The organism is Tetragenococcus koreensis, assembly GCF_003795145.1.
GTDB lineage: Bacteria > Bacillota > Bacilli > Lactobacillales > Enterococcaceae > Tetragenococcus > Tetragenococcus koreensis.
The window spans coordinates 1,632,001-1,650,977 of record NZ_CP027786.1 but is presented as its reverse complement, the minus strand read 5'-3'; the positions used below and the strand labels follow the sequence as shown (position 1 = coordinate 1,650,977).

Sequence of the window (18,977 nt, the reverse complement as noted above, 5' to 3'; positions counted from 1 at the left end):
CATGAATCGTATGACTGAAGAAAGAAATCACCGTAAAGTTTATCAAGGACGCGTGGAATCTGATAAAATGGATAAAACGATCTCTGTTGTCGTTGAAACAAAGAAAAACCATCCAACATACGGCAAACGGATTAAATATTCAAAGAAATACAAAGTACACGATGAAAATAATGAAGCCAAAACTGGTGATATCGTGAGAATTATGGAAACTCGTCCATTATCAGCTACAAAACGTTTTCGTCTAGTAGAAATCGTTGAAAAAGCAGTGGTTATTTAATCACACGAGATTTTCCTATATAGATTAAATTGCTATATTGAAAGGAGGATACACATCGTGATCCAACAAGAAAGTCGTTTAAAAGTTGCTGATAATTCGGGTGCCCGTGAAGTTTTAACGGTCAAAGTCCTAGGTGGCTCAGGTCGAAAAACTGCGAATATCGGTGATGTGATCGTCGCTACGGTCAAACAAGCAACGCCAGGTGGGGTTGTCAAAAAGGGCGAAGTTGTAAAAGCAGTTATCGTTCGTACAAAATCAGGCGCTCATCGTAATGATGGTTCTTATATTAAATTTGACGAAAATGCTGCGGTGATCATCCGCGATGATAAAAGCCCACGCGGAACACGTATCTTCGGACCGGTTGCTCGTGAACTACGCGAAAACAACTTCATGAAGATCGTTTCGCTAGCACCAGAAGTACTGTAATGGTTATTTAATGTCAAAGGAGGTGCGAAACAGGAATGTTTGTTAAAAAAGGTGATAAAGTTAAAGTTATTACTGGCAAAGATAAAAACAAAGAGGGCATCATTTTAGAAGCTCAGCCTAAAAAAGATAAAGTCGTTGTTGAAGGTGTCAACGTCGTAAAAAAACATCAAAAACCTTCTCAAGCTGCACCGCAAGGCGGTATTGTTGAACAAGAAGCACCGATCCATGTATCTAATGTCATGTTAATCGATCCTTCTAATGGAGAAGCAACTCGTGTCGGCTATCAAGTAGCTGACAGTAAAAAAGTCCGTGTTTCTAAAAAAACCGGTGAAGTTATTGATAAATAATCCAATCAAGGAAGGAGGGGCAACTAAATGAACCGCCTTAAAGAAAAATATACACAAGATATCGTTCCATCATTAGTAGAAAAATTTGACTATAGTTCTGTTATGCAAGCACCAAAAGTTGAAAAGATTGTTATCAACATGGGTGTAGGCGATGCAGTATCTAACGCTAAAAACCTAGATAAAGCAGTTGAAGAATTACAGTTGATTTCAGGTCAAAAACCTTTAGTTACAAAAGCTAAAAAATCTGTTGCAGGCTTCCGTCTGCGTGAAGGGATGCCAATCGGCGCAAAAGTTACTTTACGTGGAGATAGAATGTTTGACTTCTTAGATAAGTTAGTAAATGTTTCCTTGCCGCGTGTACGCGACTTCCATGGGGTAAGCAAAAGAGCGTTCGATGGACGTGGAAACTATACCCTAGGGATTAAAGAACAATTGATCTTCCCTGAAGTTGACTATGATTTAGTTGACAAGGTCCGTGGAATGGATATCGTCATTGTTACAACAGCAAACACAGATGAAGAATCACTTGAATTGTTAACTCAATTAGGTGTACCATTCCAAAAATAAAAGGAGGCGAAGAAATTGGCTAAAAAGTCACAAGTTGCTAAAAATAAACAAACTGCAAAGCATCCAGTACAAGAGTATACTCGTTGCGAACGCTGTGGACGTCCGCGTTCTGTTTATCGTAAATTTCACCTTTGCCGTATTTGCTTCCGCGAACTGGCCCATAAAGGTCAAATTCCCGGCGTGAAGAAAGCTAGCTGGTAAAAAAAGTAAACTCGCAAAAAGGAGGTAAATCATCTAATGGTCATGACAGATCCAATTGCAGATTTTCTAACACGTATCCGCAATGCCAATATGGCAAAGCACGATGTTTTAGAAGTTCCTGCTTCAAAAATAAAGCACGACATTGCTGAAATCCTTAAAAATGAAGGTTTTGTTCGTAATGTTGAATACATCGAAGATGACAAACAAGGCGTGATCCGTGTATTCCTTAAATATGGGAAAAATGGTGAGCGTGTGATCACCAACTTGAAACGTATCTCTAAGCCAGGATTGCGTGCTTATGTCAAAGCTGACGAAGTACCCAAAGTATTGAATGGTTTAGGAATTGCAGTCGTCTCAACTTCTGACGGTGTGATCACTGATAAAGAAGCTAGAGCCAAAAATGTCGGCGGCGAAGTTGTCGCTTATGTATGGTAATTTAATAAATACACAAGGAGGTGTCTTTTCGTGAGTCGTATTGGGAATAAAATTGTCGTTTTGCCTGAAAATGTTGAGGTAAAATTTGATGACAACAATGTAACAGTTAAGGGCCCCAACGGTGAATTAACTCGTACATTTTCACCTGATATTAAATTTAATATCAATGAAAATGAAGTAACATTTATCCGTCCAAATGAAAGTCAAAAAATGAAAACAATTCATGGGACTACTCGTGCAAACTTTAATAACATGGTTGTAGGTGTATCTGAAGGTTTTCAAAAATCATTAGAACTTGTGGGTGTTGGATATCGTGCCCAATTACAAGGTAACAAACTTACTTTGAATGTTGGCTACTCACAACCGGTTGAAGTAGAAACTCCAGAAGGAATTACGATTGAAGTTCCAGCGAATAACCAGATTACAATTAAAGGTTCTAATAAAGAACTTGTAGGTGAAGTAGCTGCTAAAATTCGGGGTATTCGCTCACCAGAACCTTATAAAGGTAAAGGTATCCGTTATGCAGGCGAACAAGTACGCCGCAAAGAAGGTAAAACAGGTAAATAAGCAAAGTCCGCAAAGTAGTATAATTAGCGCGGCTTAGACGAATAAAAATAAAGAGGTGACAATTGTGATTTCAAAACCAGACAAAAATAAAACACGTCAAAAAAGACATCAACGTGTGAGAAATAAAATTTCTGGTACTGCTGAGTGCCCACGCTTGAACGTTTTCCGTTCGAATAAAAACATCTACGCGCAAGTAATTGATGACGTAGCGGGTGTGACGCTAGCAAGTGCCTCTACCTTGGATAAAAATATTTCAGGTGGAACAAAATCTGAGCAAGCACAAAGTGTCGGACAAATGGTTGCCGAACGTGCTTCAGAAAAAGGGATTAAAAAAGTAGTCTTTGACCGTGGTGGATACCTTTACCATGGCCGTGTAGCAGCTTTAGCAACAGGCGCTCGCGAAAATGGACTAGAATTTTAAAAAAAGGAGGAACACCATTCATGGCTCATATCGATCCAAGTAATTTGGAAATAGAAGACCGCGTCGTTGCAATCAACCGTGTAACAAAGGTCGTAAAAGGCGGACGTCGTTTACGTTTTGCAGCATTAGTAGTTGTCGGCGATAAAAACGGACACGTAGGATTTGGTACTGGTAAAGCACAAGAAGTACCAGAAGCTATCCGTAAAGCTGTAGAAGACGGTAAGAAGAACTTAATCGAAGTACCAATGGTTGGTACAACGATTCCGCATCAAGTAATTGGCACATATAGTGGCGGATATATTTTGATGAAACCTGCTGAAGCTGGTGCTGGAGTTGCTGCTGGCGGACCTGTCCGTGCGGTATTAGAACTTAGCGGTGTCGCTGATGTAACATCAAAATCTTTAGGTTCAAACACACCGATCAATGTTGTTCGTGCAACAATTAAAGGATTAACTGAATTAAAACGCGCCGAAGAAGTTGCTGAACTTCGTGGCAAATCTGTAGAAGAAATTATTGGTTAGGAGGACAAATCTAATGGCTGAATTAAAAATTACTTTAAAACGCAGTGTTATTGGACGTCCTCAAAATCAACGCGATACAGTAAAAGCGTTGGGACTAAAAAAAGTGAACAGCACTGCTGTACGACCTGCTAATGATGCGATTAAAGGCATGATTGAAACAGTTGCACACTTAGTAGACGTAGAAGAAATGTAACAACGATTGGACAGATCGATTTTGATTAAGGAGGTGCCAAACACATGAAACTTCATGAACTAGAATCTACAAAAGGATCACGTCATGTACGTAACCGCGTCGGTCGCGGTTCATCATCCGGTAACGGTAAGACTTCAGGACGTGGTCAAAAAGGACAAAAAGCTCGTTCAGGTGGTGGAACTCGTCTTGGTTTTGAAGGTGGGCAAACAGAATTATTCCGCCGTTTACCAAAACGTGGTTTTACCAATGTTAATCGCAAAGAATATGCGATTATTAATCTTGACCTTTTGAACAACTTTGAAGATGGAACTGAAGTTACCCCTGCTGTTTTAGCTGAAGCTGGATTTGTAAAAAATCAAAAAGCTGGCATTAAAGTGTTGGGTAATGGTGAATTAACCAAAAAATTAACTGTTAAAGCAGCGAAGTTTTCTAAAGCAGCACAAGAAGCTATTGAAGCTGCTGGTGGGTCAATTGAGGTGATCTGATGTTAAAACTTTTAAAGGACGCTTTTAAAGTCAAGGATATTAGATCAAGGATCTTGTTTACCATATTTATTCTGTTTGTATTTCGTATTGGAACGCATGTCACTGTTCCTGGTGTAGATGCGGCAGAACTACAAACTATTTCTGAATTACCGTTTATGAATATGTTGGACTTAGTCAGCGGTAGTGCGATGCAGCGTTTCTCCGTCTTTTCGATGGGGGTTTCGCCCTACATTACTGCTTCGATTATTGTTCAATTAGCTCAAATGGATATTATTCCTAAATTTGTTGAGTGGTCAAAACAAGGTGAAGTGGGACGTAAAAAGTTGAATCAAGCGACTCGTTACATCACTTTAGTGTTAGGTTTTTTACAATCTATTGCACTAACAGCTGGTTTTCAAGTTTTTACCCAATTCGGCTTTGTTCCTGATCCTTCTATTTCAACCTATGTGGTCATTGGTATCATTTTAACTACAGGGACCATGTTTGTTACTTGGTTGGGTGAATTGATTACCGAAAAAGGAGTTGGAAACGGCGTTTCTATGCTTATTTTTGCGGGAATTATTTCGCGCTTGCCCGTTTCAGCAAGAGAAATAGTTGATGACTATTTTATTAATATTAATCCAGACGATCTTTGGAAATCAGTTGTATTTGTGGTCATTTTGATTGTTGCTATGCTGGTGATCGTAACGATCGTTACTTTTTTCCAACAAGCAGAAAGAAAAATTCCGATTCAGTATACAAAACGTGTGGCAGGCGCTCCAACGAGCAGTTATCTTCCATTGAAAGTTAACGCTGCCGGCGTTATCCCGGTTATCTTTGCTAGTTCCTTGATTACAACACCTAATGCGATCTTTCAAGCTTTTGGATCTGCCAGAGGAGAAACTTGGTTTGATGTAATCCAAACGCTTTTCGATTATAATACAGTGCCTGGCGCTATTTTATATGGAACATTGATCGTTGGGTTTACATTCTTTTATGCTTTTGTTCAAGTGAATCCGGAAAAATTATCGGAAAACTTACAAAAACAAGGAAGCTATATTCCAAGTGTGCGTCCAGGAAAAGGAACAGAAGAGTTCGTCTCAAAATTATTGATGCGTTTAAGCACAGTGGGTTCGCTCTTTTTAGGAGCAGTAGCATTACTGCCGATTATCGCATCCATGGTGTGGGACCTTCCAGAATCAATTGGTTTAGGCGGCACAAGTTTACTAATTGTAATCAGTGTAGCTCTTGAAACTGCCAAACAGATTGAAGGTTTAATGCTGAAACGTCAATATACAGGTTTCTTAAATTAGAGTTTTATGTGGTGTTGAGGCCTAATCCTCAACACTGGCAAAAACTTGCAGGAGGAATAGAAATGAACCTCGTTTTAATGGGACTCCCTGGTGCTGGAAAAGGGACTCAAGCAGAAAAAATTATTGCTGAATATAATATCCCACAAATTTCAACGGGAGATATGTTCAGACAAGCGATCGCAAAACAAACAGATCTTGGTTTAGAAGCAAAGTCTTATATGGATAAAGGTGAACTCGTGCCTGATGAAGTGACTAACGGGATTGTAAAAGAACGTTTGGCTGAATCAGATACCGAGGACGGTTTTTTATTAGACGGTTTCCCTCGTACTTTGGATCAAGCCGAAGCACTAGATGCAATGATGCAGGATTTGGGAAAACAACTTGATTCTGTCATTGAAATTCAAGTGCCAGAAGAAGTACTAGTTGAACGTTTATCAGGACGTTATATTTGCCGCAACTGCGGTGCAACATATCATAAGGTATTTAATCCAACGAAAGTTGAAGGTACTTGTGACCGTTGTGGCGGACATGATTTTTACCAACGAGAAGATGACAAACCAGAAACTGTTAGAAATCGTTTGGCGGTTAATGTGGAAAACAGTAAACCTATTTTAGCTTACTATGATAAAAAAGGCTTGCTATCCTCAATTGACGGTAATCGTGAGATTAATGAAGTTTTTGCGGAAATTAAACAAATTCTAGCGAAGTAGTTCGTACCCTTTTTCGCGCTATGATAACTTTTGCTTGTAAATAATCAAGCATTATGCTAGAATATATCAGTCCGACTTCTAGATTAATAAAGAATCGTTGCAAAGAAGTTAAGGTGGGAACACGACACAGGTTTCCGCCGTTTTATCGCGTAAAGTTGCGAAACAAGTACAAGGAGGTACTGTGCGTGGCAAAAGAAGATATGATTGAAATAGAAGGTACAGTCGTCGAAACTTTGCCAAATGCAATGTTTAAAGTCGAGCTTGAAAACGGCCATGAAATTCTTGCGACTGTTTCTGGTAAAATTCGAATGCACTATATTCGTATCTTGCCAGGCGATAAGGTGACTGTCGAACTTTCGCCTTATGACTTGAGTCGTGGTCGTATTACGTATCGTTTTAAATAATTGTACTTACGTAAAACCACAGGAGGTAAGTATCATGAAAGTAAGACCATCAGTAAAACCAATGTGTGAACATTGTAAAGTCGTTCGTCGTAAAGGACGCGTTATGGTGATTTGTTCAGCAAACCCAAAACATAAACAACGTCAAGGATAAATGGAGGTGTAATAAAATATGGCTCGTATTGCAGGAGTAGATATCCCTCGTGATAAGCATGTAGTTGTTTCTCTTACTTATATTTTTGGAATTGGAGATACGACTGCCAAAGACATTTTAGCAAAAGCTGGCGTTTCTGAAGACATCCGAGTTCGTGATCTAACCAACGAACAAACAGATGCGATTCGCGCTGAAGTGGATACTAGAAAAGTTGAAGGCGATCTTCGTCGTGAAATTAACTTAGATGTTAAACGTTTGATGGAAATTGGTTCATATCGCGGCTTGCGTCATCGTCGTGGCTTGCCTGTTCGCGGACAACATACTAAAAATAATGCCCGTACACGCAAAGGACCAGCAACAACTATCGCAGGCAAGAAAAAATAATTTCTAATGAAGGAGGTTAAAACTTCATGGCACAAAAAAAAGTGAATCGTAAACGCCGTGTGAAAAAGAATATTGAATCCGGTATTGCACATATTCATTCAACATTCAACAATACAATTGTGATGATTACTGATGTACATGGTAATGCGTTATCATGGTCTTCAGCAGGTGCATTAGGATTTAGAGGTAGCAGAAAATCAACACCATTTGCCGCTCAATTAGCAGCAGAAACTGCAGCAAAAGCAGGAATGGAACAAGGTTTGAAGAATGTAGAAGTAACTGTAAAAGGCCCAGGTTCAGGACGTGAAGCAGCAATTCGTTCATTACAAGCAGCAGGATTGGAAGTGGCTGCGATTCGTGACGTAACACCAGTTCCTCATAATGGATGCCGCCCTCCAAAACGCCGTCGTGTTTAATGAGTGCTGCTCTTTTGAGTCTCAAAATTTATGTCATTGAACAAGACACTTTTCGTTTTGAAAGGGGTAATAGATAAGAATGATTGAATTCGAAAAACCAAGAATTGCAAAGATTGATGAAGAGAAAGATTATGGCCAGTTCATCGTAGAACCTCTTGAAAGAGGCTATGGAACTACATTAGGAAATTCCCTGCGTCGTATTTTGTTATCTTCTTTACCAGGAGCAGCAATCACGAATATCCAAATCGATGGTGTATTACATGAATTTTCAACGATCAAAGGCGTTCGAGAAGATGTTGCGCAAATCATTTTGAATATTAAAGGTCTTGCATTAAAACTTTATAGTGAAGAAGAAAAAAACCTTGAAATCGATATTTCCGGACCAGCTACTATAACTGCTGGCGATATTATCGTTGACAGTGATGTAGAAATTCTTAATAAAGAAATGTACATCTGTACTGTAGCAGAAGGAACAAGATTTCATGCACGCTTGTCGGTTCAACCCGGACGTGGATATGATCAAGCAGATGAAAACAAAAAAGAAGATATGCCAATTGGTGTACTTCCTGTTGATTCGATCTATACACCCGTACGTCGAGTGAACTATCAAGTAGAAAATACACGTGTTGGTCGTCGGGATGATTATGATAAATTAACCATGGAACTTTGGACTGACGGTTCAATTGAACCACTTGATGCGTTAAGTTTATCAGCGAAAATTCTCACGGAGCATTTGGAAATTTTTGTGAATATGACCGATGAAGCGAAAAATACTGAAATCATGGTTGAAAAAGAAGAAACACAAAAAGAAAAAATGCTAGAAATGACAATCGAAGAATTAGACTTATCTGTTCGTTCGTACAATTGTCTAAAACGTGCTGGCATCAATACTGTACAAGAATTAACTAATAAATCTGAACCAGAAATGATCAAAGTACGTAATTTGGGCCGCAAATCTCTTGAAGAAGTGAAATCTAAATTAAGCGATCTTGGTCTGGGATTACGTAAAGACGATTAATTTTTACGAAGGAGGGAAACCACGTGAGTTATCGTAAATTAGGACGCACATCTAGTCAACGTAAAGCGATGTTGCGTGATTTAACAACTGACTTATTCATTAACGAACGGATTGTTACGACAGAAGCTCGTGCCAAAGAAGTTCGTTCAACAGCAGAAAAAATGATCACTCTAGGAAAACGCGGTGATTTGCATGCGCGTCGCCAAGCGGCTACATTTGTACGTAATGAAGTAGCTAATGTGCGTGAAGAAGACGAAGAGATTGTTATCGATTCAGCTTTACAAAAGCTTTTTAAAGATATCGCTCCTCGCTATGAAGAACGCCAAGGCGGTTATACTCGTATCTTGAAGACAGAACCAAGACGCGGAGATGCTGCAGCAATGGTTATCCTAGAACTTGTCTAAAATCTAATGAAGCAGTATTAGTAAAAGTTACTATTACCTAGCGTCACTTTGTCGATGATTTTAAGAGTGTTATGATGTTGGAAAAATTTTTCCGAGTCTAGCTCAGCACTGCTCCCTGAATTGTCAGGGAGCAGGCATTCATCATAAAGTGTTTTTTTTTAGTTTCGATTAGCTGTAAAGACACAGCTAATGGAAAGTGAAAAAAGCTGGAAATTTTAACCTTCTAACTATTAGAATAATTGAAATAATCCCTTTTTTTTGATAATGTTAGTTACAATAAAATGCTTTTCATTTCTGCAAGTTAGCATAGGAAAAGGTCTGCCTCGAATGCTTTTTTAGTTTAATATACATAAAGGAGTACCCATGGAATCGATCATAAATTTAAAAAATATTACGTTTCGCTATCAAGAAGATGACACAAGAGCTGCTTTACAAGATCTATCATTAACTATTAATAAGGGAGAATGGGTGGCTATTATTGGTCATAATGGCTCAGGTAAATCTACCTTAGCCAAGACGATCAATGGCTTGCTTTTGCCAGAAACAGGTCATGTTTCAGTAGGACAATTTGATTTAAATGAAGAGAATATTTGGACGATTCGTAAAATGGTCGGTATGGTTTTTCAGAATCCGGATAACCAGTTTGTAGGAGCTACAGTCGAAGATGACGTTGCCTTTGGTATGGAAAATCAAGGGATTCCACGGGAGGAAATGGTTCCTCGGGTGAAAGAATCTTTGGAGCAAGTACGGTTGACGGACTTTGCTGATAAAGAACCTGCACGTTTGTCAGGTGGGCAAAAACAGCGGGTAGCGATTGCTGGTGTGGTAGCTTTACGACCAGATATCATCATTCTTGATGAAGCAACCAGTATGTTAGATCCTGAAGGCCGGCAAGAAGTGATCTCGATTCTTAAAGAAATCAAGAAAAAATATCAATTAACGGTGCTTTCCATCACACATGATATTGATGAAGCTGCTAATGCAAATCGGATATTAGTTATGCGTGAAGGAAAGTTAGTAGACGAAGGTACACCGGCGCAAATTTTTTCTGAAGGGCCAAGCCTGGTAGAAAAAGGGTTGGATTTACCTTTTCCAGAAAAATTAAAAGAAGCACTAAAAGTTCGGGGCGTTACAGTCCCTGAAAATTATTTGAGTGAAGAAGGGATGGTGGATTGGCTATGGACATCGTTTTTGAACAAGTAAACTTTACCTATCAACCCAATTCTCCCTTTGAACAACGTGTTTTATATGATATTAATATGACAATCAAAGAAGGTTCTTATAATGCGCTAGTTGGTCACACAGGAAGTGGTAAATCGACTATTTTGCAGCATTTAAATGCCTTATTGAAGCCAACCTCAGGTAATGTGAAAATTGGTGAGCGGACGATTACTCCTGAAACCAACAATAAAAATTTAAAACCGATTCGTAAAAAAGTAGGAATCGTTTTTCAATTTCCTGAGTCACAACTTTTTGAAGAAACAGTGGGCAAAGATATTGCTTTTGGACCGAAAAATTTTGGTGTATCAGAAGAAGATGCTTTAGAGCTAGCTAAAGAATATGTAACATTAGTTGGTTTAGACGAAAGCTTTCTTGAACGTTCTCCATTTGATTTGTCCGGGGGCCAAATGCGCCGGGTTGCAATTGCCGGAGTATTAGCTATGGAACCGGAAGTACTAGTATTAGATGAACCTACAGCAGGGCTTGATCCTAAAGGACGTAAAGATATGATGGCGATATTTGAACATTTACGTCAAGCTAAACAAATGACCATCGTCCTGGTTACTCATTCGATGGATGATGTGGCTAATTATGCAGATTATGTCTATGTTTTAGAAAAAGGGCAGCTAGTCAAAGATGGAAGCCCTGAAGAGGTTTTCCAAAATGTTCAATGGCTGCAGGAGAAACAATTAGGAGTACCGACTGCAGCTGCGTTTGCTAAACGTTTAGAAGAAAAAGGAATGTCCTTTAAACAGCTGCCTCTTACGGCAAGCGAGTTAGCCGATGAGCTAGTGGCAAGAGGAGGGGACACAAATAATGAATAAGTTGATTTTAGGTAGATATATTCCGGGAAATTCGCTCATTCATCGACTGGACCCGCGAACGAAATTGCTTACTAGTTTTTACTTTATTGGGATCATTTTTTTCGCAAATAATTGGCAAAGCTACTTACTTTTAGGCCTATTTACGATTTTTTGTATTTATTTGTCAAAAATTGATTTTGGTTTTTTCCTGCGTGGCGTTCGGCCACTACTTTGGTTGATATTATTTACAGTTGCCTTGCAAGTCCTATTTACTTCTGGTGGCGAAGTTTATTGGGAATGGGGCGTCTTTCAGGTTACTGCCTTTGGTGTACAAAACGGGATTTTTATTTTCTGTCGGTTTGTACTAATTATCTTTATGTCGACTTTACTAACGTTGACAACCCCTCCATTAGAGTTGTCAGACGCTATCGAATTTATTTTACGTCCCTTGAATGCAATTAATTTTCCTGTTCATGAAATTTCTTTGATGTTGTCAATTGCCTTACGGTTTGTACCAACCTTAATGGATGAAACAGAAAAAATTATGAATGCTCAACGCGCTCGTGGAGTTGATTTTAGTGAAGGAAATTTGATTCAAAAGATGAAAGCTGTTATTCCTTTGCTGATTCCTCTGTTTGTCTCAAGCTTTAATCGAGCAGATGATTTAGCAACAGCGATGGAGGCCCGTGGCTATCAAGGTGGTGAAGGAAGAAGCAAATATCGAATACTGCATTGGCATAAAAAAGATACCGTTTCTATATGTTCTTATGCGCTGCTAACGGTGGCATTAATTTATTTAAGAGCTTAAAATAATCGAGACAAAAAGTGGTTTTTGCTTATTGTCTCTTTTTTTGTGAAAGAGGAGGAAAAATGGTTCGATATAAAGCAATTATTGCCTATGATGGGACAAATTTTAGCGGCTTTCAAAGCCAGATTAATGGTCGCACTGTCCAAGATGAGATTGAAAAAACATTGTCTAAAATCGCAAATCAAACGATTAAGATTAATGGTTCGGGACGAACAGATGCCGGCGTTCATGCCTTAGGGCAAGTGATTGATTTTGCTTGGCCCTTTGAGCAATCGTTAGAAAAATTGCGTTTTGCTCTAGATACCCAAACGCCAGGAGATATTGCTGTAAAGCAAGTAGAGCTGGTCCCGGATAGCTTTCATTCTCGTTATTTAGCGAAAGAAAAAACCTATGAATTTCGGGTAGATATTGGCAAACCGCGCAGCCCTTTTCGCCGTTTTTATACTAGCTATTATCCATACGAACTGGATTTAGAAAAAATAAAGCGAGCACTCCCTGATTTTTTAGGGACGCATGATTTTACTTCATTTTGTTCAGGAAAAAGTGCAGTTAAAAATAAAACGAGGACAATTTATGAGGCGGATTTGGTTATTAGTGAATCAGGAGATGAGCTACTGTTTACTTTCCGAGGCGATGGCTTTTTGTATAATATGATCCGGATTATAGTAGGTACGCTGTTAAAAATTGGAAATGGAAATATTCGACATGATGCGATTCCGCAAATTATTGCTGCACGTGACCGCGATGCAGCAGGACCTACTGCTCATCCAGAAGGTTTATATTTAAAAGAAGTTAAATACGAGTAAAAAAGCAGTGGGCTATTCTATTCTAAATAGCCCACTGCTTTTTGATTCTAGTAAGGTAATTCAGCTAATACCTCAATACTTTTCAAAATCACTGTTCTTAAGAGAGATTAACAACATCGTTTCTCGATTCCGGTGTTATTAAACGTTAATAGTCTCATTATTTTGGAATTTCAATGAGCTTATTCAACAGAATGTAGCAGTTTTTGTGTCTGATAAGTAAATTAGCCTCACTATTTTTCAAAAGTGCTGTTTTTAAAGTATATTAGTCCCGCTGTTTTTGAATTCTCATGTTCTTATTAACAGAATAAAGCAACTTTCATGTTAGGCGGTTAAATTAATCTGTCTTATAGTGAGACCACTAATATTTTAATATAATTCTAAATACTGTTCTTTCTCCCATTCGGAAACAGTTTGCCTAAAAGTGGCCCACTCACTTTCTTTGGCTGCTGCAAAACTTGTGTAAATATGTGTTCCTAGTGCGTTTTTGAGCAACTCATCTTCATCTAGTGCTTTTAGTGCGTTTTCCAGAGTTGAAGGTAGGTCATAGATGCCATCGGCTGCTCGTTCTTTTTCGTCCATATGATAAATGTTGCGGTTGATAGGAGCTGGCGGAGTCAATTGGTTTTCGATACCATCTAAACCTGCTTGTAAGAGTAGCGATAAAGCTAAATAAGGATTAGCTGTAGGGTCGACAGAACGTAATTCCAAACGGGTAGATAGTCCTCTTGATTCGGGCACGCGAATGAGAGGTGAACGGTTTCTGCCTGACCAAGCAATGTATACGGGAGCTTCATAACCAGGCACGAGACGTTTATATGAATTAACGGTAGGATTACAGATAGCCGTAAATGCACGGGCATGTTTTAGAAGACCAGCTAAAAAGTGGTAAGCATTTTGGCTTAGTTGTAAATCATCTGTTTCGTCGTAAAAAGCATTTTTATCTCCTTCAAACAGTGACATATTACAATGCATGCCTGAACCATTGATACCAAATAACGGTTTTGGCATAAAAGTCGCGTGTAAGCCATGTTTACGGGCGATAGTTTTAACTACAAGTTTAAAAGTTTGGATATTATCGCAAGCTTCTACAGCATCGGCATATTTAAAGTCGATCTCATGTTGACCAAAAGCCACTTCATGGTGTGAAGCTTCGACTTCAAAATTTAATTTTTCTAGTTCTAATACAATGTCACGACGACAGTTTTCACCCAGATCTGTTGGTGATAAGTCGAAGTATCCGCCAGTATCATTTAAATTCATAGTAATGTCGTCATTATCATCCAATTTGAATAAGAAAAATTCTGGTTCGGGACCTAAATTAAAAGAAGTGAAACCTAATTTTTTCATTTTTTCTAATGAACGCTTTAAATTTCCTCGTGGATCTCCTGCAAAAGGAGTGCCATCAGGGTTATGGATATCACAAATTAAACGTGCCACTTTTCCATGCTCGTTTTCCCAAGGAAAGATCATCCAGGTTGCTAAATCGGGATAAAGATACATATCACTTTCTTCAATTCGCACAAAGCCTTCAATAGAAGAACCATCAAACATTAATTTGTTAGCTAGTACTTTATCTAATTGGCTGATAGGAACTTCTACATTTTTAATAGTGCCTAAGATGTCAGTAAACATTAAACGTAAAAAACGAACATTTTCTTCTTTAGCGATTTTCTTGATCTCAGTGGTGCTTATTTTAGTTTTTTCCATAATATCCCATCCTTTTTTAAACTATCATTTACTAGAGCGTTGGTTTTCCGCTTTTTGTAAGATGATAGTAGTAATATAGCAGGACATTTTATGCTTGTCAATCTTTTGTGTTATGTTTCCTAACATAATGGCTACTTTTTTGTTGAAAAACCTGTAAAAAAAGCAAAAAACTCACTGAATAAAAAAAGATATGTAAGGATACCTTACATATCTTTAGGCTTATCAAGTGAAATTAACGTAGACGCTTTTTCTCATAATACCAATCAAAACCGACAAATAGGATAGTACATCCAATAAATAGTCCCATACCTGGAAGAAATCCTTGCGGTAGATAATTTAGTTCCACAGTGTGTTTTCCTTCAGGAATTTCTAAACTTACGAAAGCGTCTTGAAAAGAATCAACGGGCACTTTTTTACCATCAATTTTTGCATGCCAGCCTCCATCATAAGGGATCGTTGTTACCAGCGTTTGATTACTGTTTGTGGTCACTTCAGCTTGGGCATTGCGTTTTCCAGTTTGCATTTCGACCCCATTTCCTTGGATTTTATTGATACTTGTTTGTAAAGCATCAGTATCCAGAGTTACCACTTGTGGGTTTTGGAAAGAAATGTCTTCTGTACCATAAAAGCTTGCCGTAAATTCAACGGTTTCTGCTTGGTCATAAAAACCTAAATCATAATACTGTCCGTTGGTGCTAATTTGACTTTCTCGTTGTTGGTCATTAACTGTGATTGTTGCTGTCGAATTTTCTAACTCGGCAAAGTTAGTTGGATATAAGCTTAGATAAGCTTGCGAATGAGCGGGAACAGTAACAGTCCAAGTGACTTCCTTAGCTTGATTTCCTTTTTCTTCGCTAAATTTTGTATGTGAGCCTTGGTTTTCGATGGTCACATTATTCAAATCAGTTACGGTAATGGGTCGGAATTGGAAAAAGGTCTCTTCAGTACCAGCTAATTGGTTCATTAAATTCGTTTGGTTTGCTAAATTATCATTTTCATATTGATTGACTTGTTGAATCGCTGGGTCAGTTAAAAATCCTAATGGTAAAGCATTTTGATTTTCATATAGTTGATAGCCTCCACTAGTAGCTTTTTGACTAAAGCCGTATTTATTAACGGGTTGTTCAGACAAGTTATATTTAACTGCTGCCAAGCTGTCCATCAATAATGTATTATTGGGATAGCGAATGTTTAGACTGGTCCCTCTGGAACGAAAGCCCAGCATATCCATATAGCCCGAAGTATTTCGGTTACGGATAGACGAAAACATGCTAATTCCACTATAACCGTAATTAAAGCTATCATTAGCAGAAACTGGATCAAGGTTTTCCAAGCGATAAAAAGTATCATTTTCTTCTTTAGTTTGTTCAACAAGTTCATCGATCGCAGGATATGGTTCGGTATATAAATCGCGGGAAGGATAGTTCCATTCATCTAAAATCCCTCGTAACATACTGTTGGTGTTGATAGCCATCTCTACTGTCGCAAATAATAGTAAAAACATTACCAGCTGTTTAAGAGTAAACTGTTTGGTGTAAAAGATAATAAAATAAACGACTAAGAAAGCCAAAGTTAAAATAAGTGAAATAGGCTCTAAATAATCATGTGTTTGATAGACCAAAAGATAGGTCAAAGCAAATGCAATGATCAAAAACACAAAAGAAAAAAGCAATCTTTTTTCATTAGGGGCGTTTAATTTTTCCCAACCGAAGCCGGCCAACATAATAACTGTAAAAGAGAGTAAGAAAGCATAGCGGAATAAAAACATGTTGGGCGCATGCATCCCATGCCAAAATAAATTTAAAGGAATGAAATAAAAACTTGCTAACAATAGTGCGATTAATGAAGCATAAAGAATTTTATCTTTCCAAGAAATTTCTTTAACCACGAAATAAAAAATACAAAAGACAAGCGGCAATAATCCAATATAAATAAAAGGAATGGAACCATATTTAGTGGTATCGTAAACGCCGATCATATTTTTAATGAAGAAGTCGAAACCGCTAGTTGCTTCGGTTTTGAGATTGGTAATCTGGGTTAACTCTTCACCGTTTGCTCGTAGATCTAATAGTGCGGGTAAGATGATGATCATCGATGCCCCACCGGCTAAAAAAGAAGTGATAAAATAAGGCAAAATTCTTTTTTTATTCTCTTTCCAATTCCTAAATAGTTGAACTATAAAGTAAAGCACTGAGAATACGCCAATCATAAACCCTAGGTAAAAACTAGTGAGAAATAACATGAAGTAGCTAATAAATAAGAGCTTGGGTTTCCCTTTTTGCATTAAGCGGTCAATACCCCAAATAATTAAAGGCAAATATACATACGCATCTAACCACATAATGAGCTCAGATTGTGCTGTAACAAAGGACATTAATGCATAACAAATGGCTAGCGTTACATGGCTTCCTTGAGGAATTTTAAAAGTATGCTTAGCATAGAACCAAAAGCTTAAACCGGCGCTGCCTATTTTGATCAGCGTCAAAAAATAAAGGGCATCTGGCATTAACTGATTGGGGAAAAGCAATACCAGCGGAGTAAAAAAACCGCCTAAATAATAAGAAACTAAGGAAAGATAGTTTAACCCCAAGGAAGCATTCCAAGTATAAAGAAAGCTTTGTTTGCCTAACAAAGCGTTGCGAAAACTCGCATGAAAATTAGAAAATTGCGAAAAGGCATCACTAGCCAGAAGTGTACGATCACTTCCAGGATAGATACCGATTGTTAAATAAATAATAGCCATTACAATCACAGGAATAAAAAAACTTGCGAGGACATACCGTTTGTTTTTTTGCAAAAAATCTTTGACCATCGAGCAGAACTCCTTCGACAAAAAATATTCATACTTCGCTTCAGTTTATCATAGAACAAAGAGACGTCATAAGCATGTATAGACAATATTAATAAAAAATGTAATTTGATTGTACAGCCGTAATCTCTCTAGAAAAAAATTGTACTTAGATAGTAATAAAAATTTCCTAGCAGAGCTGTCTTACTTGTTTCTTTATGGCCTCAAAAAGCACATAAAATTAGTGCTATCGCAGTTTTTTATACTATGGTATGTTAAGTATAAGAAAATAAATACCTTATAGCAAAGTTTTGGGCTGTAGGAAATTAAACATCCGTTACAAATGATGATACGGGATAAGATTTGAAATAGAGGCTGTTTGGTCTGCTCAGACTTACCAAGGCTTATGGACAGAAATTTTAGATGAGAAAAGGACGTGGAACCATTTGGAAGATAGAAAGTTCGAATTTTCAATACCAGAATCGCATACGCTTTATGCGATAAAGGGATATTTGCCAGAAAAAAAGGAAAATGTTCAAATCGGTAAACTAGGGAGTTTTTCCTTTGAAAAGGGCTATTATGTTTACGTGGGCAGTGCGAAAAAGAATATTTATTCTAGGATAAATAGACACATTCAAGCGGATAAAAAGCAGCGATGGCACCTGGATTACTTGCGTCCTTATTTACAAATTCAAGAAGTTCAAACCTATGATGGTAAAGAAGGAGAGTGCCAGCTTTTTGATCGCTTAAAAAAGAGAAATAACGGGAGTATCCCAGCCCAAGGCTTTGGTTCATCTGACTGTAAATGTGTATCTCACTTATTTTATTCAGCAAAAGAAAGTTCGCTAAAATAAAAACGCGCTAGCAAATTTACTTAAACTTCTGACGATAAAAAACCTTTTGCATCTTCTGAGAAGAAGCGCAAAAGGTTTTTGTTAGGAAAGTAAAAGCCGGACAATGTTAAATAATGCAAAACACAGTAGGGTGCTTCCGGCGCCAATCCCGGTAATGGCACTGGCTCTGTAAGAAATTGTTTTAAGGCGCTTAACTGTGACAATGGAAGTAACGATAAACAAGAGAGTTAATACGTGCATGGTAGGATCCTGAAAGATAAAAGCTAAAGGAGAAAAGTGGATCCCCACAATTAGACAGATCCAGGGAGCGATATAGTCCTCTAGTTTCTTTTTGTATAGTATATAAGCAACGATCCCGCCCAGCAAAAATTCGATAAGTGCGATTGCATAGTACCAGGTGGACAGTGTTGTTCCCATTAAAGCGCTTGCTTCATCTTGATAGTTAAAAACTAGATAAACGCCTAATAAACCTACTAAAAGCGAAGTGCCGCAAGCAATTCCTAGATATTTTTTCCACGACGCTTTAGGCCCTTCTAGTGCCCAGCCAAACCAAACAAAGCCAAAAAAACCATAGATAGCAACGGACGTAGCAATATCTCTAAGATATTCCATCGAATCTCCTCCTGTTTTTCTTCAACGTGAGTCGTACACGATAAAATAAGTCTCTACATTTGAGTGGTAAATTTTCTAGTTGTTGATCGGCATGTGACGAGTGGCTTTCTTCATCTTAAGTATAATCGACTGCTATAAGCAATACAAGTCTGCCTACTT

At 38.1% G+C, this 18,977-nt stretch carries 27 protein-coding genes; 24 read left to right on the top strand and 3 right to left on the bottom strand.

Annotation, left to right across the window (positions count from 1 at the left end; all coding sequences use genetic code 11):
* Positions 1–10: 10 nt before the first annotated feature.
* The 23 genes from rpsQ (at position 11) to truA (ending at position 12,857) form a co-directional block, all read left to right on the top strand.
* Positions 11–277 carry a 30S ribosomal protein S17 gene (gene rpsQ, locus C7K43_RS07855; RefSeq protein ID WP_124006367.1) on the top strand — a complete coding sequence of 89 codons (267 nt, stop codon included), beginning with the start codon at positions 11–13 and terminating at the stop codon, positions 275–277.
* 57 nt (positions 278–334) lie between these two features.
* Positions 335–703, top strand: a complete 369-nt coding sequence (gene rplN, locus C7K43_RS07850; RefSeq protein ID WP_124006366.1) for a 50S ribosomal protein L14 — start codon at positions 335–337, stop codon at positions 701–703.
* A gap of 35 nt (positions 704–738) precedes the next feature.
* Positions 739–1,050 carry a 50S ribosomal protein L24 gene (gene rplX / locus C7K43_RS07845; protein ID WP_124006365.1) on the top strand — a complete coding sequence of 104 codons (312 nt, stop codon included), beginning with the start codon at positions 739–741 and terminating at the stop codon, positions 1,048–1,050.
* A 27-nt stretch (positions 1,051–1,077) separates the two neighbouring features.
* Positions 1,078–1,617, top strand: a complete 540-nt coding sequence (gene rplE, locus C7K43_RS07840; protein ID WP_124006364.1) for a 50S ribosomal protein L5 — start codon at positions 1,078–1,080, stop codon at positions 1,615–1,617.
* Positions 1,618–1,632: 15 nt separating this feature from the next.
* The gene (locus C7K43_RS07835) at positions 1,633–1,818 is read left to right on the top strand and encodes a type Z 30S ribosomal protein S14 (RefSeq protein WP_124006363.1); all 186 of its coding nucleotides are present in this window, start codon (positions 1,633–1,635) and stop codon (positions 1,816–1,818) included.
* Between the two features lie 36 nt (positions 1,819–1,854).
* Complete coding sequence (gene rpsH / locus C7K43_RS07830; protein ID WP_124006362.1) at positions 1,855–2,253, top strand: 30S ribosomal protein S8; 399 nt, start codon at positions 1,855–1,857, stop codon at positions 2,251–2,253.
* A 30-nt stretch (positions 2,254–2,283) separates the two neighbouring features.
* Positions 2,284–2,820 carry a 50S ribosomal protein L6 gene (rplF, locus tag C7K43_RS07825; RefSeq protein ID WP_124006361.1) on the top strand — a complete coding sequence of 179 codons (537 nt, stop codon included), beginning with the start codon at positions 2,284–2,286 and terminating at the stop codon, positions 2,818–2,820.
* Positions 2,821–2,884: 64 nt separating this feature from the next.
* Positions 2,885–3,241, top strand: coding sequence for a 50S ribosomal protein L18 (rplR, locus tag C7K43_RS07820; RefSeq protein ID WP_124006360.1), 357 nt, complete (start codon positions 2,885–2,887; stop codon positions 3,239–3,241).
* A 20-nt stretch (positions 3,242–3,261) separates the two neighbouring features.
* Entirely contained in the window at positions 3,262–3,762 is a 501-nt protein-coding gene (rpsE, locus tag C7K43_RS07815; protein WP_124006359.1) for a 30S ribosomal protein S5, read from the top strand.
* Positions 3,763–3,775: 13 nt separating this feature from the next.
* Positions 3,776–3,955, top strand: a complete 180-nt coding sequence (rpmD, locus tag C7K43_RS07810; RefSeq protein WP_124006358.1) for a 50S ribosomal protein L30 — start codon at positions 3,776–3,778, stop codon at positions 3,953–3,955.
* 44 nt (positions 3,956–3,999) lie between these two features.
* Positions 4,000–4,440, top strand: a complete 441-nt coding sequence (gene rplO, locus C7K43_RS07805) for a 50S ribosomal protein L15 (RefSeq protein ID WP_124006357.1) — start codon at positions 4,000–4,002, stop codon at positions 4,438–4,440.
* The gene (secY, locus tag C7K43_RS07800) at positions 4,440–5,732 is read left to right on the top strand and encodes a preprotein translocase subunit SecY (protein ID WP_124006356.1); all 1,293 of its coding nucleotides are present in this window, start codon (positions 4,440–4,442) and stop codon (positions 5,730–5,732) included. The genes rplO and secY overlap by 1 nt, the downstream gene beginning before the upstream one ends.
* 62 nt (positions 5,733–5,794) lie before the next feature.
* Entirely contained in the window at positions 5,795–6,442 is a 648-nt protein-coding gene (locus C7K43_RS07795) for an adenylate kinase (RefSeq protein ID WP_124006355.1), read from the top strand.
* Positions 6,443–6,627: 185 nt separating this feature from the next.
* Positions 6,628–6,846 (top strand): translation initiation factor IF-1, encoded by a 219-nt coding sequence (gene infA / locus C7K43_RS07790; RefSeq protein WP_014125620.1) that lies wholly within the window; start codon positions 6,628–6,630, stop codon positions 6,844–6,846.
* A 34-nt stretch (positions 6,847–6,880) separates the two neighbouring features.
* Positions 6,881–6,997 carry a 50S ribosomal protein L36 gene (rpmJ, locus tag C7K43_RS07785; protein ID WP_124006354.1) on the top strand — a complete coding sequence of 39 codons (117 nt, stop codon included), beginning with the start codon at positions 6,881–6,883 and terminating at the stop codon, positions 6,995–6,997.
* An 18-nt stretch (positions 6,998–7,015) separates the two neighbouring features.
* Positions 7,016–7,381, top strand: a complete 366-nt coding sequence (gene rpsM / locus C7K43_RS07780; RefSeq protein ID WP_124006353.1) for a 30S ribosomal protein S13 — start codon at positions 7,016–7,018, stop codon at positions 7,379–7,381.
* Between the two features lie 26 nt (positions 7,382–7,407).
* Positions 7,408–7,797 carry a 30S ribosomal protein S11 gene (rpsK, locus tag C7K43_RS07775; RefSeq protein WP_124006352.1) on the top strand — a complete coding sequence of 130 codons (390 nt, stop codon included), beginning with the start codon at positions 7,408–7,410 and terminating at the stop codon, positions 7,795–7,797.
* Between the two features lie 79 nt (positions 7,798–7,876).
* Complete coding sequence (locus C7K43_RS07770; protein ID WP_124006351.1) at positions 7,877–8,815, top strand: DNA-directed RNA polymerase subunit alpha; 939 nt, start codon at positions 7,877–7,879, stop codon at positions 8,813–8,815.
* Positions 8,816–8,838: 23 nt separating this feature from the next.
* Positions 8,839–9,219: a 50S ribosomal protein L17 gene (gene rplQ, locus C7K43_RS07765; protein WP_124006350.1), complete on the top strand. Its 381-nt coding sequence runs from the start codon at positions 8,839–8,841 to the stop codon at positions 9,217–9,219.
* A gap of 363 nt (positions 9,220–9,582) precedes the next feature.
* Positions 9,583–10,422 (top strand): energy-coupling factor ABC transporter ATP-binding protein, encoded by an 840-nt coding sequence (locus tag C7K43_RS07760; RefSeq protein WP_124006349.1) that lies wholly within the window; start codon positions 9,583–9,585, stop codon positions 10,420–10,422.
* Entirely contained in the window at positions 10,398–11,264 is an 867-nt protein-coding gene (locus tag C7K43_RS07755; RefSeq protein WP_124006348.1) for an energy-coupling factor ABC transporter ATP-binding protein, read from the top strand. Before C7K43_RS07760 ends, C7K43_RS07755 begins: the two co-directional genes overlap by 25 nt.
* A complete protein-coding gene (locus tag C7K43_RS07750; RefSeq protein WP_124006347.1) occupies positions 11,254–12,051 on the top strand; it encodes an energy-coupling factor transporter transmembrane component T family protein in 798 nt (265 codons plus the stop codon). Before C7K43_RS07755 ends, C7K43_RS07750 begins: the two co-directional genes overlap by 11 nt.
* 62 nt (positions 12,052–12,113) lie before the next feature.
* Complete coding sequence (truA, locus tag C7K43_RS07745; RefSeq protein ID WP_124006346.1) at positions 12,114–12,857, top strand: tRNA pseudouridine(38-40) synthase TruA; 744 nt, start codon at positions 12,114–12,116, stop codon at positions 12,855–12,857.
* Between the two features lie 366 nt (positions 12,858–13,223).
* Here truA and glnA read toward each other — a convergent pair whose 3' ends face one another.
* Together glnA and C7K43_RS07735 are read right to left on the bottom strand one after the other, a co-directional pair.
* A complete protein-coding gene (gene glnA, locus C7K43_RS07740; protein ID WP_124006345.1) occupies positions 13,224–14,564 on the bottom strand; it encodes a type I glutamate--ammonia ligase in 1,341 nt (446 codons plus the stop codon).
* Positions 14,565–14,796: 232 nt separating this feature from the next.
* Positions 14,797–17,376 (bottom strand): YfhO family protein, encoded by a 2,580-nt coding sequence (locus C7K43_RS07735; RefSeq protein WP_124006344.1) that lies wholly within the window; start codon positions 17,374–17,376, stop codon positions 14,797–14,799.
* A gap of 422 nt (positions 17,377–17,798) precedes the next feature.
* Between C7K43_RS07735 and C7K43_RS07730 the strand changes: the two genes are divergently transcribed.
* Positions 17,799–18,206, top strand: a complete 408-nt coding sequence (locus C7K43_RS07730; protein WP_186810711.1) for a GIY-YIG nuclease family protein — start codon at positions 17,799–17,801, stop codon at positions 18,204–18,206.
* 81 nt (positions 18,207–18,287) lie between these two features.
* Here C7K43_RS07730 and C7K43_RS07725 read toward each other — a convergent pair whose 3' ends face one another.
* Entirely contained in the window at positions 18,288–18,818 is a 531-nt protein-coding gene (locus tag C7K43_RS07725; protein WP_124006343.1) for a hypothetical protein, read from the bottom strand.
* Positions 18,819–18,977 lie beyond the last annotated feature (159 nt).

Bases quoted from the DNA above. Each gene is read 5' to 3' on its own strand.
- rpsH (WP_124006362.1), top strand. From the start codon at position 1,855: ATGGTCATGACAGATCCAATTGCAGATTTTCTAACACGTATCCGCAAT.
- secY (WP_124006356.1), top strand. From the start codon at position 4,440: ATGTTAAAACTTTTAAAGGACGCTTTTAAAGTCAAGGATATTAGATCA.
- C7K43_RS07795 (WP_124006355.1), top strand. From the start codon at position 5,795: ATGAACCTCGTTTTAATGGGACTCCCTGGTGCTGGAAAAGGGACTCAA.
- truA (WP_124006346.1), top strand. From the start codon at position 12,114: ATGGTTCGATATAAAGCAATTATTGCCTATGATGGGACAAATTTTAGC.
- rplO (WP_124006357.1), top strand. From the start codon at position 4,000: ATGAAACTTCATGAACTAGAATCTACAAAAGGATCACGTCATGTACGT.
- rpsE (WP_124006359.1), top strand. From the start codon at position 3,262: ATGGCTCATATCGATCCAAGTAATTTGGAAATAGAAGACCGCGTCGTT.
- C7K43_RS07755 (WP_124006348.1), top strand. From the start codon at position 10,398: ATGGACATCGTTTTTGAACAAGTAAACTTTACCTATCAACCCAATTCT.
- glnA (WP_124006345.1), bottom strand. From the start codon at position 14,564: ATGGAAAAAACTAAAATAAGCACCACTGAGATCAAGAAAATCGCTAAA.
- C7K43_RS07735 (WP_124006344.1), bottom strand. From the start codon at position 17,376: ATGGTCAAAGATTTTTTGCAAAAAAACAAACGGTATGTCCTCGCAAGT.
- rpsM (WP_124006353.1), top strand. From the start codon at position 7,016: ATGGCTCGTATTGCAGGAGTAGATATCCCTCGTGATAAGCATGTAGTT.
- rpmD (WP_124006358.1), top strand. From the start codon at position 3,776: ATGGCTGAATTAAAAATTACTTTAAAACGCAGTGTTATTGGACGTCCT.
- rplX (WP_124006365.1), top strand. From the start codon at position 739: ATGTTTGTTAAAAAAGGTGATAAAGTTAAAGTTATTACTGGCAAAGAT.
- C7K43_RS07760 (WP_124006349.1), top strand. From the start codon at position 9,583: ATGGAATCGATCATAAATTTAAAAAATATTACGTTTCGCTATCAAGAA.
- rpsK (WP_124006352.1), top strand. From the start codon at position 7,408: ATGGCACAAAAAAAAGTGAATCGTAAACGCCGTGTGAAAAAGAATATT.
- C7K43_RS07725 (WP_124006343.1), bottom strand. From the start codon at position 18,818: ATGGAATATCTTAGAGATATTGCTACGTCCGTTGCTATCTATGGTTTT.
- rplE (WP_124006364.1), top strand. From the start codon at position 1,078: ATGAACCGCCTTAAAGAAAAATATACACAAGATATCGTTCCATCATTA.
- rpmJ (WP_124006354.1), top strand. From the start codon at position 6,881: ATGAAAGTAAGACCATCAGTAAAACCAATGTGTGAACATTGTAAAGTC.
- rpsQ (WP_124006367.1), top strand. From the start codon at position 11: ATGACTGAAGAAAGAAATCACCGTAAAGTTTATCAAGGACGCGTGGAA.
- C7K43_RS07770 (WP_124006351.1), top strand. From the start codon at position 7,877: ATGATTGAATTCGAAAAACCAAGAATTGCAAAGATTGATGAAGAGAAA.